This window comes from Paenibacillus stellifer (assembly GCF_000758685.1).
Classification (GTDB): domain Bacteria; phylum Bacillota; class Bacilli; order Paenibacillales; family Paenibacillaceae; genus Paenibacillus_AQ; species Paenibacillus_AQ stellifer.
Genome location: NZ_CP009286.1, coordinates 5,354,161 through 5,368,564 on the forward strand (window position 1 = coordinate 5,354,161; position 14,404 = coordinate 5,368,564).

12 protein-coding genes are annotated in these 14,404 nt (G+C 58.2%); 4 read left to right on the top strand and 8 right to left on the bottom strand.

Translation table 11 applies throughout. The features are described from left to right. Positions 1–169 precede the first annotated feature (169 nt). The 8 genes from PSTEL_RS24525 to PSTEL_RS24560 all read right to left on the bottom strand — a co-directional run bounded on the left by PSTEL_RS24525 (position 170) and on the right by PSTEL_RS24560 (position 9,830). Positions 170–976, bottom strand: a complete 807-nt coding sequence (locus tag PSTEL_RS24525; RefSeq protein ID WP_038699437.1) for a M15 family metallopeptidase — start codon at positions 974–976, stop codon at positions 170–172. A 268-nt stretch (positions 977–1,244) separates the two neighbouring features. Next, positions 1,245–3,059: a DEAD/DEAH box helicase gene (locus PSTEL_RS24530; RefSeq protein WP_038699439.1), complete on the bottom strand. Its 1,815-nt coding sequence runs from the start codon at positions 3,057–3,059 to the stop codon at positions 1,245–1,247. 118 nt (positions 3,060–3,177) lie between these two features. Continuing rightward, entirely contained in the window at positions 3,178–4,845 is a 1,668-nt protein-coding gene (locus tag PSTEL_RS24535) for an ABC1 kinase family protein (RefSeq protein ID WP_038699440.1), read from the bottom strand. A gap of 3 nt (positions 4,846–4,848) precedes the next feature. Continuing rightward, entirely contained in the window at positions 4,849–5,217 is a 369-nt protein-coding gene (locus PSTEL_RS24540; RefSeq protein WP_038699442.1) for a phasin family protein, read from the bottom strand. 86 nt (positions 5,218–5,303) lie between these two features. Beyond that, on the bottom strand, positions 5,304–5,948 hold the full coding sequence (locus PSTEL_RS24545) for a ThuA domain-containing protein (RefSeq protein WP_038699444.1): 645 nt from the start codon (positions 5,946–5,948) through the stop codon (positions 5,304–5,306). Positions 5,949–6,123: 175 nt separating this feature from the next. After that, on the bottom strand, positions 6,124–6,936 hold the full coding sequence (locus tag PSTEL_RS24550; protein WP_038699446.1) for a uroporphyrinogen-III synthase: 813 nt from the start codon (positions 6,934–6,936) through the stop codon (positions 6,124–6,126). Between the two features lie 108 nt (positions 6,937–7,044). After that, positions 7,045–9,129: a methyl-accepting chemotaxis protein gene (locus PSTEL_RS24555; protein WP_052098954.1), complete on the bottom strand. Its 2,085-nt coding sequence runs from the start codon at positions 9,127–9,129 to the stop codon at positions 7,045–7,047. A 305-nt stretch (positions 9,130–9,434) separates the two neighbouring features. Continuing rightward, positions 9,435–9,830 carry a Fur family transcriptional regulator gene (locus PSTEL_RS24560; protein ID WP_038699448.1) on the bottom strand — a complete coding sequence of 132 codons (396 nt, stop codon included), beginning with the start codon at positions 9,828–9,830 and terminating at the stop codon, positions 9,435–9,437. Positions 9,831–10,150: 320 nt separating this feature from the next. Here PSTEL_RS24560 and PSTEL_RS24565 point away from each other — a divergent pair, with 320 nt between their 5' ends. The 4 genes from PSTEL_RS24565 (at position 10,151) to PSTEL_RS24580 (ending at position 14,351) form a co-directional block, all read left to right on the top strand. Then, the gene (locus PSTEL_RS24565) at positions 10,151–11,182 is read left to right on the top strand and encodes a GGDEF domain-containing protein (RefSeq protein WP_169744628.1); all 1,032 of its coding nucleotides are present in this window, start codon (positions 10,151–10,153) and stop codon (positions 11,180–11,182) included. A 445-nt stretch (positions 11,183–11,627) separates the two neighbouring features. Further along, positions 11,628–13,175: an FAD-dependent oxidoreductase gene (locus PSTEL_RS24570; protein ID WP_038699452.1), complete on the top strand. Its 1,548-nt coding sequence runs from the start codon at positions 11,628–11,630 to the stop codon at positions 13,173–13,175. Between the two features lie 92 nt (positions 13,176–13,267). Next, the gene (locus PSTEL_RS24575) at positions 13,268–13,987 is read left to right on the top strand and encodes a 3-ketoacyl-ACP reductase (protein WP_038699454.1); all 720 of its coding nucleotides are present in this window, start codon (positions 13,268–13,270) and stop codon (positions 13,985–13,987) included. A gap of 52 nt (positions 13,988–14,039) precedes the next feature. Further along, complete coding sequence (locus tag PSTEL_RS24580; protein ID WP_038699456.1) at positions 14,040–14,351, top strand: antibiotic biosynthesis monooxygenase; 312 nt, start codon at positions 14,040–14,042, stop codon at positions 14,349–14,351. Positions 14,352–14,404 lie beyond the last annotated feature (53 nt).

Sequence of the window (14,404 nt, forward strand, 5' to 3'; positions counted from 1 at the left end):
ACTCAGCCGTTTTTTTGGGGTGGGCGGACCCGCCGGAAGTTTTTGGGGAACAGGCCTATCCGCCACAACGCAAAAAAGGGACTTTCGCTCACGAACAGCAAAAGTCCCCTTCCAGGCACCGCATGATAATGTGCTCCCAAAAAGCTCGAAAAAGCCTGTTAGCGGGAGCCTACTTCGATACCGGCACGGCGTTATAATATTCCTCCAGCGTAAGACCCTTCTCCGTAAGCGTACGGGCAAGCTCCTTGCCGACATAGCGGACATGCCAGGCCTCGTACATATAGCCGGTTATGGCCTCTTTGCCTTCCGGGTAGCGGATGATGAAGCCGTACTCCGGCGCATGCTGCGCCAGCCAGTCCGCCTCCTTCGTTCCGGCGAAGCAGCTCTCCGCCGCGCATTTGCCGTCCCGTCCGGACAGGTCGATCGCCAGCCCCGTCTGGTGCTCGCTATGACCCGGGACCGCGCTGTAAGTGCGCGCCTTCTCCTCGCCGTCCCGCTTCACGTAATTGTCGAAGAGCACCGTCTGCGTCGCTTCAGAACGGTAGCCGGAGACACCGGCCAGATAGACGCCGTCCTTCTCCGCTCCGGCGAACATCTCTTCCAGAGCCGCAGCGGCTTCCTTGCGGAGCATGCGCTTCTCGATTTTCTCCTTGAAAATAAACGGCACGTTCGGATATACGAGATCCTCCGGCTTATAGCCTTCCTCCAGTCCATACTGCTTGTTCACGATAACGCCGATGCTGTCGGGCTCCGTATCGGCTTGCCGGACTTCATTGCCACCGGGTGCTCCGGAAGGTGAAGGGGCCGGAGAGACTTCGGAACCGGGCGCAGCCGTAGACGTTCCGCCGTTCAATTCCTGCTGCTCCGTCGCCGCCGAACCACCGGCGGAAGGAGACGGCGCCGTATACCGGCCTATTGCCCAGCCTGCCGCGATTACAACCAGCAGCAGCAGGGGAACCCACCATTTGCCTCGCATTGCATTTCCTCCTCAACCCGTGCGCGTTCACGTCCAAAAGTATGGGATCAACTCTTGATGTTCCGTGAAAAAAAATTCGCTTGATTTCCATAATTTCGTATTGCAGACGCACTGACCCGGTACTGCTTGTACAGCATATAGACAGCATTAAGGCGGCAAAAGTTTCAGCCGCCCGTGAAATTCCTCAACTTTCCAGTAAGGACGGCCTCAAAACCGTCTTCCTGTAGCAGCGGAAGATACTGATGCAGCGTGCTATTGCTGCCACAGACTACCTGCCGCGTGAACCACGGGAGCCGCCTCCACGGCCCGCCGAACCGCTTCCCGCGCCGCGCCCTCCACTGCCGTACCCGCCGCCGCTGCGCCCGGCATCCTTCCCGCGTCCGCCTGCCTGCCGGCCGCTCTTGCCTGCACCGGCCCGCGGGCCGCCTTTGCCCGCCCCGCCCTGGGCGCGGGACGGCGCATTCTCCTGGCGCCCCTGCCACGCGGGCGCGCCGCTCCGGCCGGCGGCGTCCTTGACGCGCCCGCCGCCAGCTACCGCACCGCCACGGCCGCCTGCTTCCCGGCCGCGATCGTCCCTGCGGCCGGACTCCCTGCTCCCGCCGCCAGCTACCGCACTGCCGCGGCCTCCAGCTTCCCGGCCGCGATCGTCCCTGCGGCCGGACTCCCTGCTCCCGCCGCCAGCTACCGCACCGCCACGGCCTCCAGCTTCCCGGCCGCGATCGTCCCTGCGGCCGGATTCCCTGCTCCCGCCGCCAGCTACCGCACTGCCACGGCCGCCAGCTTCCCGGCCGCGATCGTCCCTGCGGCCGGATTCCCTGCCCCGGCCGCCCGCTGCCGCGCCGCCGCGCTGCGATCGGCCGCCGGCGGCAGCTCCGCCTGCGCGGGAACCGCGTCCGCCGCGCGCCGTCTCCGGCGCGGTCTTGGCGCGTGCCGCGCTGGGAGTGGCGAATGCGGCCTCGCCGAGTTCGCCCTTCTCGTAGCGGCGCCGTTCCAGGCGCTGCGAAATGCCCTTCTCGATCATCTCGAGTCCCGCGCGGTCGCGCGGCGAAGCGAAGGTGATCGCCAGCCCCTTGCCGCCCGCACGGCCCGTGCGGCCGATGCGGTGGATGTAGCTGTCGACGTCGAGCGGCATGTCGTAGTTGAACACATGCGTCACGCCCTCGACATCAAGGCCCCGGGCGGCGACATCTGTGGCGACCAGCAGCTGCAGCTTCGCCTCGCGGAACGTCTTCATGACAGCCTCCCGCTTGTTCTGCGACAGATCGCCATGCAGCTCGTCGCAGTCATAGCCCGCTTCCTGCAGCGCTTCGTTCAGCTTCGACACCCGCCGCTTCGTCCGGCAGAAAATAATCGCCAGGTACGGCCGATCCCGTTCAATCAGCGCTTTCAGCGCCTCTTCCTTGGCGCGGTCCGTACATTCGACGACCTGCTGGCGGATGTTGTCCAGCGGAATCGGCGAGCCGCTCTTGATCACGATGTCGATCGGCTGGCGCATATAGCTTGATGCCAGCCGCTTGATCGGATCAGGCATCGTCGCCGAGAACAGCATCGTCTGGCGCCGCGAAGGCACTGCCGTAATGATGCTCTCCACCTCGTCCAGGAAGCCCATGTGAAGCATCTGATCTGCTTCATCGAGCACAAGCATCGTGACGCCGCCCAAGCTTAGCGTCTCGCGGCGCATGTGATCGAGCAGTCTTCCCGGCGTTCCGATAATCAGATGCCGGCCGCCTTCCAGCTTGCGCAGCTGCTTCTCCACATCCTGTCCGCCGTATACGGCCAGGATCTTGATATCGCTCTTCTCGGTCAGCTTGCGCGCTTCCTCTGTAATCTGAAGCGCCAGCTCCCGCGTAGGAGCAAGGATCAACGCCTGCGGAAACGGCCGCTCCGGCCTGATTTTATCGAGAATCGGCAGCAGGAACGCCAATGTCTTTCCCGTTCCCGTCTTCGCTCTTGCAATCACGTCCAGTCCCTGGACCAGCGGCGGAATCGCCTCCGCCTGCACGGGAGTAGGCTGTGCAATGCCCTGCCCCCGAAGAATCCCGGTCAACTCTTCCGAAACCCCCAACTCTTTAAATCCTGGCATTCTTATCACCTTCTTCTTTCATGTGTAGTAACGTTTCGTCCGACATAAAAGCGGAACAACTCCTGCCGGAGTTCTTCCGCCCTAATCGGTTATGTTATATTGTTTGGCCCGCAGGGAGCTAGAACCTTCCCGATTTAAAAATCGAATACAGCAGCCACAAAAACATCAGCAGCGCGATAACCGAGCCGATCTCGACGGTCGGGAAATTCCAAATCATCGAAGGGTCCCGCCGCAGTGACGAGCCGATGATAAGACCGACCATGATAATGCTGAACGACAGCAGCACAATGCTGAACGACAGCCGATTCCCGATCCGGTCCAGCTTGCGGAGCAGGTTCTGGACTTCGGGAACGCCGACCTCCACCTTCAGCTTGCCTTTGCCGATCAGCTCCGACAGCTGGCGGGCCTGTCCCGGCAGCTCGATGAGGCTTTCTGCGATCTCCGCCACCCCGCCGACCAGCTTGCGCTGAAGCCGTCCGCCGCTGAAGCGCTGCTTCACCAGCTTCCGGCCGAAAGGCTCAGCCATCTGGATGATGCTGAAGCCGGGATCGAGGTCCGTGACCACGCCCTCCAGGGTCAGCATCGTCTTTCCGAGCAGCGTCAGCTCCGCCGGAACGACCAGATGGTGGCGCTGCGCTACCGCGAACAAATCGTTCAGAGCCCGTCCGATGCTGACCTGGCTGAACGGGACGTCGTAGTAATCCTCCCTCAGCCGGTCTACATCCTCATATATTTCCGAACGGTTCGCTTCCTCCGGGACTACCCCGAGGCGGAGAATCGCCCGGACCATTGCATCCGTATTCCGGCGCATCAGCGCGATGATGAGGCTCGACAAATGATCCTTCGTCTCCTCGTTGAGACGCCCCACCATTCCGAAATCAATCAGCGCGATTTTGCCTTCACGGGTAACCATCACATTCCCGGGATGGGGATCGGCATGAAAGAAGCCGTCGATAAAAATCTGCCGCAGCATCATATCCACCAGCCGTTCGGCCGTATCCTTCAGACTTATTCCCTGGCTAAGCAGCGCCTCCCGGCGGTTCAGCGTAATGCCCTGCACGTATTCCATGGTCAGCACCCGGGAGGAGGAGTACTCCCAATAGATTGCCGGAATATAGACCGATTTATTATCCGCCAGCTGCTGTGCGATCCGCTCTGCGTTCCGCCCCTCCTGGGTGTAATCCAGTTCGCTGAGAAGGGATCTGGAGAATTCCTCCGTCATCCGGTAAATGCCATACTGTCTTGCCCAGGCCATACGCCTCTCGGCAAGCGCCGCCAGATCACGGAGAATTTCCAGGTCCCGGGTCATGATTCGCGTCACTCCGGGCCGCTGAATTTTGATGGCCACAGCCTGGCCGCCGTGGAGCACGCCACGGTGTACCTGGCCGATGGAGGCCGCCGCAAGAGGGTCCGCTTCGAAGGATTCGAACACCTCTTCGAGAGTCAGACCAAGCTCCTGCTCCAGAATATGCCGGGCCGTATCCGGGGGGAAAGGCGGAACATGGTCCTGCAGCTTGACCAGTTCCTGAATGATCGGCTCCGGGAGCAGATCGGACCGGGTGCTGGCCAGTTGGCCGAGCTTGACGAAGGTCGGCCCCAAATCCTCCAGGACGAGGCGAATCCGTTCCCCGAGGCTTCGTCCCGAGTGCTCCTCCTGCGTCACAAGCCGGCGGGGGAGCGAGAGCACCCGGTACAGTCCCAATTCCTCTACCATATAGCCGAAGCCATGACGCATCAGCGCCATGGCGATCGTCCGGTAGCGTCCGGCATGTCTGATCCGAACCATTCCTCAATCCGCGCCGGAATCCGGCAGGCGGTCGTCGCTGGCGGAGTACGTGCCCTCCAGGCGCGAAATTCCCTCCAGCTCTGCCAGACGGCGTTCCAGTACGGCGATCCGTTCTTCCAGTGCGGCGACATCGCTCTTAACCGGAACATCCAGCTCCTTCAGCACGCGCTGCACCTGTTCCTGGACAGCCGTTTTGAAGGCGCTCCGTTCCTCTTCGCCCCGCTCGATCAGCCGGTCGACAAGCGCGCGCGATTCGGAGGGTGCAACCTCGCCCCGCTTCACAAGCTCGTCTACAGCCTTCTCTATCTTTTCCTTGCTGACAACGGTGAGACCTACGCCCAAAGAGATAGCTTTCTTAAACAAATCGCTCATCATCTTTTCCTCCTAGAGTATCCGTTAATAGCAGGCAACGGGTAAATTATACCCCAAGCTGTGGGGAACAACAAAAACAGGTGAACTTATTGAACGTGCGGAATCCGCGCCGCCCAGGTGGCGGCCTGAAGCAGGAGCTTGCGCACTTCCGGGTGACGGAACGAAGGCTCGTGATGACCCGGCATGAGATACACTACCCGTCCCAGCCCGTAGCTGTGACACCAGGCCGCAGGCCAGGTTTCGCCGTCCGCTTCGTACTCCATCAGAACCGTCTTCTCGGTGAAGGGATCGAACTCATACCGGTAAGGCTCTTCCTCCAGCGCAAAATCCTCAACGCCCTCCATAATGTCATGATCATGCGCCAGCACCCGGAATTGCAGGGGCGTGTACGGGGGATGGCCCGTAAATTTGGCTCCGATCAACTGGGCGAGCTCATAACGGTTCGCGAGCGAGAGACCGGTATGTACAACGATAAGTCCGCCGCCGCCCGACACATAACTCAGCAGGCCCGACGCCTGCTGCGGGGAGACAGACTCGTTCCACAGCTCATTGTAGGCGATGCACAGATCATAGCTGCCGAGATTCTCGGCCAGCATCATTTTTTTATTTTCCGTACACTGGACAGTCATTAATTCATTCAGAACATGGGTAATCTGCTTATCCACTCCCTGAAGCGGATGAAAGCGGGGATGTGTATACTCACCCAGCAGCAGACATTTTCTTTTATCCATAAAAGGAGTCCTCCTTGTGCGTCGAATCCAGTATTGCTGCCTTTATTGTAAGGAAAATGGTGCCGGATGTCCATGTAAGCCTGCATATTGGCCGCGCCTCCCGCCATGCCAAAGAGCATTCCCTCCCGAATACCCGGTCGGAAATGCTCCCTGTGTCTGCCTGAGAATCCGGCTGCTACTGCCGCGCCGCGAGATAGCGGCCAAGCTCCACAATCATGCTGCCCATCCGCTCCTGCTCCGGCACGACGATGCGGCTGATCCCCGCTTCCTTCAGTGAATCGGCGGTCACCTTGCCGACCGATACCGCAAGCACGGAAGTCTCAAATGCTTCAAGCATGGCGGGCAGCATGCCCCGGCTCTCCGCATATTCCGCCAGAAACCGGATTTGCGGCGCGCTCGTAAAGGTGACGGCATCCACTTTGCCCTGAATAATCTCTTCCAGAAGCAGCGCAAGGCTCTCCTCCTCGGGCGGGAGATGCTTGTAGGGAAGAATCTGCTGAACGGAGGCTCCCGCTTCCTGCAGCCAGGCGTTCAGCCTCGGCGCGGGATCGCCGTGAAGCTGCAGCACAGCTCTGGCGCCTCTGAGATCATAAGCCTCAAGGCCTCTGATGAGACCCGAGGTGCTTCCGTCATCGTCTCTCACTGCCGGAACAAGCCCACGTTTCTTCAGGGCGTTCACGGTCTTGTAACCCCTGGCGGCAATTCTCGATCCTGCCAGAACCTCCCGAAACTTCTCCTCAAGCCCCATCCCGGCCGCCGACTCGAACAGAGCGTCAAGCCCCATGCCGGTCGTCAGAATGCTCCAGTCCGGCGGATCGGCGATCCAGGCCGCAAGATCCCGGCGAAGCTCCTCCCCATCCAGAAAGACCGTTCCTTGAGCGGGCCGCAGCAGTGCCGTTCCACCCATATTGGTCACCAGCTTGGCCAGCTCTTCCGATTTTCTCGGACCGGCAAGAGCGATGATGACTCCTTGTAATTGATCTGCCATGTCGCGGCTCCTCCCTCTTCTCTTCGCTGTAGTTGATTCTCAGTATACTTGCAAGAGTGCCCGTAAGAAAAGACCGGCCCCGCCTTTTCGGGCAGGGCCGGGAGATATTTAGCTTGCGATTCCGGAAGACGATCCGTCTTCACCGGAATGGGCGTCATCTTCGGTCCGGACGGCTGGCTCACCAGGAGCTTCGAACTGTTCATCCGAATACAGCTTGAACCGGCTGACCAGCGCCTGAAGCTCGTCCGCCAGACGGCTGAGATCCGCGGATGACGAGGCAATCTCCTCGACCGAGGCCAACTGTTCCTCCGCCGCTGCCGAGATCATCTCCGTATTGGCGGCCGTCTCCCGGGAGACCAGACCGATCTCCTCCATCGCCGCCCCCATGCCGTCGGCTTCCGCCGACAGAGTGCGGACGCCTTGGCTCATGGCTTCGATCTTGTCCGCAGCTCCCTTGACCGCCTTGCGGATCCGAGAGAAAGAACGGCCGCTGGTGTCGACGGCTATAACGCCATCCGACACTTTCTCCTTGGCGTCGTCCATCAGTGCCGACGCTTCCTTCATTTCACTGTGGATGGCCTGGATCACATCAGCGATTTCACTGGCCGATTTCTCGGATTGCTCAGCCAGCTTGCGAACCTCTGCCGCGACGACTGCGAAGCCCCGGCCCTGTTCGCCGGCACGTGCGGCTTCAATAGAAGCGTTAAGAGCCAGCAGATTGGTCTGGCGGGCGATGCCCATGATCAGCTCGACAATCCCGCCGATGCGTTCACCCCGCTCGTTCAGGGTCCCGATCACCGTGCTTAGCTGCTCAACCGTTTCATGGATGCCGTTGATTTTATCGACAACCATTATTACAGCGTCGTTGCCTGACACCGCCGTGTCCGTGGTCTTCCCCATCACCAGGGACACCTCGTTCATGTAGTTCGACAGGTTCGCCACTTCCGCCGTGGTGGCCGAAGTGCCTTCCACGCCGCGCGCCGCACTCTTCAGCTGACGCTCGCCTCCGGCCGCCACTTCCTGAATCGCCACGGTGACATGCTCGATGGCTTTGGTCGTCTGTTCCGCGCCTGCAGTCAGCTCTGCTGCCGAGGAGGAAACATTGTCGGTCATTTCCCGAACGCCGATAATCATCTCTCTAAGACTCGTGACCATCGCCTTGAAGTTCGCGGCCAGCTCGCCGATTTCATCATTTCCAAATGAGCCGATATCCTGGGAGAGATCGCCACGGCTGATGACCTCGGTTGCCTGTCCGAGCCGGCGGATCGGTTTCAGAAGCGAGCGGATCATGAAGACGATCAGCACCAGCGCGAGCAGAACGGACAAAGTGAGCACGATGATAACTGTGTTCCGGACTTCCACCGAGGCTTCCGAGATTTCACTCTTGTCGATGGTGCCGGCGATTCTCCAGCCCGTCGCCTTATTGATCAGATAGGTCATCTCTTTGGGAACTCCGTTATATGTATAATCGAAGGTGGCGGAATCCTTGTCGAACATTTTCAGGAAAAAAGCCTGCTCCGCTTCCTTGCCGACCGTCTCTATCGGGTGTACGACGAACCTCTTGCTGCTGTCTATAATGAAAATGTATCCCCTCTTGCCAACGTTCATGTCGACCAGCTCCGCAAGCTGCTTCAGGTTGAGCTGCATGACAAATACACCGTCCCCATCCTTCAGAACGGAGGATATAGAGACGACCGTTTCTTTGTGTTCATTCTGGGATACCGGGGAAATGACGACGCCCTGTCCCTTCTTGACGGCGTTCACATAGGAGGCTTCGGTCCGCAGGTCAAAGCCCGCAGGCAGCGATTCGTCCGACGAAGTAACAACGTTGCCCTGCTTGGTCCCCACGTATACGTTCAGCACATCGGGATGCATGGCGGCATATTCCTTCAGCCTGCCTTTCAGCTCTTCATAGCCCGATCCGTTCGGATCGCTGTTGACTGTGGCGGATGAGAGTGCGTCGACGAAATATTTGACGTCATTGATTTTGGAGGCCATATTATTATCGACGATCTCATTGACCGTCTCCACGCTCTCACGGGCACTTCCAGCCAGTTGGGCGCCCAGGTTGGCGCTTGCAGACCTGAAGGTAAGACCCGCGACGACAAGGCTAGGGATGAGCAGCACAATCAGGTACGTCACCGCCAGCTTGGTACGCATATTCAGGCGCGCCTTCTTCTTTGGTTCAGGCATTTCCAATCCCCCATTTCTTTCTGTTACCCTTGTGTACACGCCTAAGAATATGGGAGTCAGACCTGCTGGATCGCGGGCAACGCTTCTTAAACTTACAGCATCAGTGCCGCAGGCGTACTAGGGAGATACGGTCGCATACATAAGGTATATCAGTATATCGGCACCTATCAGCCATTTTTTTACTTTATATTGTGCAAAACAGCATAAAGACGCCTCCTTCGTTCTTGCCTGTGAAGGAGACGCCTTTCGATTCAGCTATTCGTTTCGTTGTTCCAGATCGCTCTGTTCCGCCTTCGGGGCGGGACTTAGTTCACTACTTTGCTGCGGCAGGATGGGCATACGCCGCTGAAGACGACATGCGCATGGCCGATGCTGTACCCGGTCTCTTTCGCGACCGAATCCATCCAGGGCTCCGGCACATGCGTCATGACCTCGTCGACGGCTCCGCACACCTCACAGATGATATGCTGGTGCTCATCCATCCGGGCATCGTAACGGCTCGCTGCTTCGCCCAGCTTCAGTTCGCGGATCAGTTGCTTGTCAGTCAAATAGCGGAGGGAGTTGTACACGGTTCCATAAGCAAGGTTATGTCCTTTCTCGACGAGACGGTTCATCACATCGGAGGCGGTTGGATGGTCATGGGAATCACGGACAATATTATAGACAGCTTGACGCTGTGAAGTCAGGTTTATATGTCTCACATCAATCATCCTAACTATTTTATTTTTAGATCAAGTATAAATCGTTTGTGTGTTCCGGTCAATCCGGTCGAGTCATTCCTAATAAAAGGAACCCGAAAACAAGCGGCAATCCGAAAAATCGCCAATATTTCGATCCAATTCGACAAAAAACGTCAACACTTTTACTGTAAATTCCGATAAAATAGACTCGAACCGCAACTGATTACGTCCAAGCCATATTGGGCAGAGGAGCTCAAGATTTTCCTATGTTGATAATCGAACTACTGAACAGCCTTTTCGCTAATTTCTGCATCCTCGTTACGTTTCTGTTTCTTTCGGGGATGCTGTCCAAAAAATACAATATCGCCGGACATTCCGTCAGCAGGATTACCCGCGTCAGTGCGGGACTGCTCTTCGGATGCTTCGGCATCGTCTTGATGAGCTATTCGTTTCCGGTCGGCCCGGACACCTACGCGAATCTTAGACATCTGACCATCGTGCTGATTTCGTCGTATATCGGCTGGCTTCCCGGACTGATCTGCACCATGCTATTGTCCGTTAGCCGCATCCTAATATACGGGGCTTCCTATAATTCGATCTCAGCCGCGGTTTCCCTGCTGATTGGCGGCCTCTTATGCTGCTGGATCTCCCTGCTTCCGTGGTCGCGTCTTCGCAAGGTAACCGTCAGCAATTTGCTCTGTCTTGGCATTACCCTGGTGACGCTTGTGAACAACCTGGGGGATATCCGGCTTGTTATGGACTTTTACCCGCTGCAGTTCGCCGTCACGGTTGCCGCCGGTCTTGCCATCTACTATGTCGCCGAATATATTTACCGCTCGAACGACCTCTATACCCAGCTTGAGCTGAACGCTACGACCGACTACCTGACCAGCCTGAATAACCTCCGCCAGTTTCACCGGCATCTGGATACGGAGATTGCCCGCGCCGAACGCCGGGGAGAGTGCCTGTCGCTTCTCGCCATTGATATCGATCATTTCAAGCAGATCAACGACACCTACGGCCACCCTGCGGGGGACGCGATCCTGAAGGAGTTCGCCCGCCGTCTCTCGAGCATTTCCCGGACCTACGATATCGTGTCCCGGAACGGCGGAGAGGAATTCACCGTCATCCTTCCGGATTGTCCGCTGTATCAGGCGCAGAAAGCTGCGGAACGAATCCGTGCGGCAGTAGACGGCGTCAACTTCACGCTCCCTGCCGGCAAGAAAATCCACATTACCATTTCAGTCGGAGCGGCTTCCTATCCGGAGAGCATTCAGGACCCTGACGGAGCCCTGCTCTTCCAATACGCAGACAAAGCATTGTATGCCGCCAAAAATGCGGGCAGAAACAAAGTGTGCACCGCCGATTACTGAACAGATTCAAGGTCATAATCCGAGGCGTAACGATATCAAGAATCGTACAGGGTTGTATAAAGGCTTGGTATCATTATCGGCACTGATCCAACGGAATGTAACATCACCGGGCACATACAGCCGAACATATCGTTCATCGGCACGGGCACGTCCGACCTCGGACAGATGCGGCCCGCTACCTCATTTAACCGCCTTTGCCGATAATCCGGAAACCCGCCGGAGAAGCTGCGGAGAAGCTGCCCGGTCTCTTCATAATTCGCTCCCTGGCTGTTTCGGAGCCGCCGCAAGAACCTTTCATCACCATCCCCCTCTCTCCACTGCCGTTTCAAGTCCTTCCTGCAGATTGGCGTCTTCCGCTTCAATTCATGAAGTACACCCCAAGTTTCTATTCCCGCTTCAGTGGTAATAAATGAAATGATGACTGTATAATGAAGGAGGAAACGGGATGGACCCGGAGAATAAATGGCCGGAAAGTCTGCCGAAGCTGCCCAGATCGCTATGGAGAGAAACAACGGAGCTGCCGTCTTTTCCAAGACTGGCAGAGGATCATACGACCGAGGTAGCCATCGTCGGCGGCGGGATCACCGGTATAACAACGGCTTACCTGCTGACGGAGGCCGGCTATAAGGTCACGATCCTTGAAGGAGACAAGCTGCTGACCGGCACGACAGGCTTCACAACCGCCAAGATTACGGCCCAGCACGGACTGATCTACGATACGCTTGTGAAGCATTTCGGAGAAGAACAGGCGCTGGCTTACTTCCGTTCGAACAGCGAAGGGATGGAGTGGATTCTGCAAACAGCGGAGAAACTCGGCCTATCCTGTGGAATACGGCGTGAGGACGCCTATCTGTACAGTCCTCTCGGCGACGACAAGACGCTGAAGAGCCTGACAGAGGAATTCGAGGCTTACCGCAAGCTTGGCCTTCCCGGCGAATGGGTTGACTATGTGTCTCTGCCCATGCAGGTTGGCGGAGCAATCAAGCTTCCGGGGCAGGCCCGCTTTCATCCTCTCGAATATTTAAAGGGGCTGCTGCAGAAGGTTCTGGATAAAGGCGGAATCGTCTATGAGCATACGGTTATTGCCGAAAAAGTGGAAAGTGACGGCGGACTCACGCTGTTCACCGAGCGCGGCGAGCACCGGATCAAGTGCCGGCATGCGGTCTCGGCTTCCCATTTTCCTTTCTACGACGGCGGCCATCTGTACTTCTCGCGCCTTCACGCCGAGCGCTCCTATGCGCTGGCCTTCGAACCCGAAACGGATTATGAAGGCGGCATGTACCTGAGTGCCGGAGGACCGAAGCGCTCTCTCCGGGCGGTCGAATGGGAAGGCAAGCGGCTCGTTATCGCAGGGGGCGAGAACCACAAAACCGGACAGAGCAAGTGCACATTCGGCCATTTCGAGAATTTGGAGGTATTCGCCGGGGAGCTCCTGGGCATCCGGTCCATTCCCTTCCGCTGGTCAGCCCAGGATCTCGTAACGGTGGACCAGGTCCCCTATATCGGCCAAATGTCCGATGACAAGGAGATCTATGTGGCCACAGGCTTCGCGAAGTGGGGGATGACAAGCGGCACCCTGGCAGCCAGGCTCATCGCCGACCAGATCATGCGCAGGCGCAATCCGTACACGGAGCTCTATGATCCGTCCCGTTTCAAGGCAAATCCCGGCATCCGAAACTTCCTTGCGCAGAACCTGAACGTAGCGAAAGAGCTTGTGGAAGGCAAAGTGGAATTCACCCGCAGGAAACTGGAAGAGCTTCATCCAGGCGAAGGTGCGGTGGTCCGCCATGACGGCAAACGCGTCGGTGCCTACAAAGACCCCGAGGGCGGCCTCCATCTGGTGGACCGGACCTGCACGCACATGGGATGCGAATGCGAATGGAACGCGAGCGAACGTTCCTGGGACTGCCCCTGCCACGGCTCCCGCTACTCCTATGACGGCGAAGTGCTGGAGGGACCGGCAGTCGAACCGCTGGCCAAGGTGGAGCCATAAGCCCACCTTAGGCCAGCATAGGACAACAGGCGGAAGACACAAGAATAAACAGCTTAAACCCACTACTAATTCATGAAGGAGAGATTGGATCGATGGAACTTCGAGGAAAAACGGCTGTCATTACAGGTGCCGGCAAAGGTATCGGCAAGGCTCTGGCGTTGGCGCTGGCCAAGGAGGGCGCTAATCTGGGATTGATCTCGCGGACGGCTGCGGATCTGGAGGCGCTGAAAGCCGCCATTGCCCAGGAATATGATGTGAAGGTCAGCGTAGCAGTGGCAGACATTTCGATCCGGGAAGCAGCCGAGCAGGCAGTAGCCGCGCTTCAAAGCGAGCTGGGTACGTTCGACGTGTTAGTCAACAATGCCGGCGTGGCGACCTTCGGCACCGTTGCAGAGATGGACCCCGAGGTATGGAAGCGGCATATCGATATCAATCTGTTCGGAACCTATTATGTTACCCATGCCGCGCTGCCCTCGATGATCGAGCGAAAGAGCGGCAACATTATCAATATATCCTCCACTGCGGGAGAACGCGGATTCGCCACAGGCTCCGCTTACTGCGCGTCCAAGTTCGCGCTGATGGGCTTCACGGAAGCGCTGGCGCAGGAAGTGCGCAAATCCAATATCCGGGTCGTCGCGCTTACGCCGAGCACGGTCAACACCCCGCTCGCCGAGAATGCGGGACTGCCGATCGGGGACGAGGACCGGATGATGCAGCCGGAGGATGTTGCCGAACTCGCGCTGGCTGCGCTCAAGCTGCCGGACCGCGTGTTCGTCAAGACCGCCGGAATCTGGACGACCAATCCGCAATAGTCAAATGCCTGACGCCGGAATCCCATCACCATCACCTTGAGGAGCTGATAACATGCTGGTAGTCACGAACACGATCAAAGTGAAGGAAGGCGCCGGAGCAGCGCTGGCCGGGCGCTTCACGGGAAACGGCGGGGTACAGACAATGCCCGGCTTCGTCCGCCTGGAAGTATGGCACGGCGCTCCAAAGGATGGAGCGGAGGAATTGAAAATCTGCACTGTCTGGGAAAATGAAGAGGCGTTCAAGGGCTGGACATCGAGCGAGGCGTTCCGCCAGTCCCATCGCGGTGCCGGGAAGAACGATGACATCCTCGGAGCTTCGTTGGATAAATATGAGCTACTCGCCCGCGTCTCTCCGGGCGAGTAAGCGGTCTACGCCGGGGCGGCAACGGCAGCCCCGGCATAAGCGCGGACCCGCGT

Bases quoted from the DNA above. Each gene is read 5' to 3' on its own strand.
- PSTEL_RS24525 (WP_038699437.1), bottom strand. From the start codon at position 976: ATGCGAGGCAAATGGTGGGTTCCCCTGCTGCTGCTGGTTGTAATCGCG.
- PSTEL_RS24530 (WP_038699439.1), bottom strand. From the start codon at position 3,059: ATGCCAGGATTTAAAGAGTTGGGGGTTTCGGAAGAGTTGACCGGGATT.
- PSTEL_RS24535 (WP_038699440.1), bottom strand. From the start codon at position 4,845: ATGGTTCGGATCAGACATGCCGGACGCTACCGGACGATCGCCATGGCG.
- PSTEL_RS24540 (WP_038699442.1), bottom strand. From the start codon at position 5,217: ATGAGCGATTTGTTTAAGAAAGCTATCTCTTTGGGCGTAGGTCTCACC.
- PSTEL_RS24545 (WP_038699444.1), bottom strand. From the start codon at position 5,948: ATGGATAAAAGAAAATGTCTGCTGCTGGGTGAGTATACACATCCCCGC.
- PSTEL_RS24550 (WP_038699446.1), bottom strand. From the start codon at position 6,936: ATGGCAGATCAATTACAAGGAGTCATCATCGCTCTTGCCGGTCCGAGA.
- PSTEL_RS24555 (WP_052098954.1), bottom strand. From the start codon at position 9,129: ATGCCTGAACCAAAGAAGAAGGCGCGCCTGAATATGCGTACCAAGCTG.
- PSTEL_RS24565 (WP_169744628.1), top strand. From the start codon at position 10,151: ATGCTGTCCAAAAAATACAATATCGCCGGACATTCCGTCAGCAGGATT.
- PSTEL_RS24570 (WP_038699452.1), top strand. From the start codon at position 11,628: ATGGACCCGGAGAATAAATGGCCGGAAAGTCTGCCGAAGCTGCCCAGA.
- PSTEL_RS24575 (WP_038699454.1), top strand. From the start codon at position 13,268: ATGGAACTTCGAGGAAAAACGGCTGTCATTACAGGTGCCGGCAAAGGT.
- PSTEL_RS24580 (WP_038699456.1), top strand. From the start codon at position 14,040: ATGCTGGTAGTCACGAACACGATCAAAGTGAAGGAAGGCGCCGGAGCA.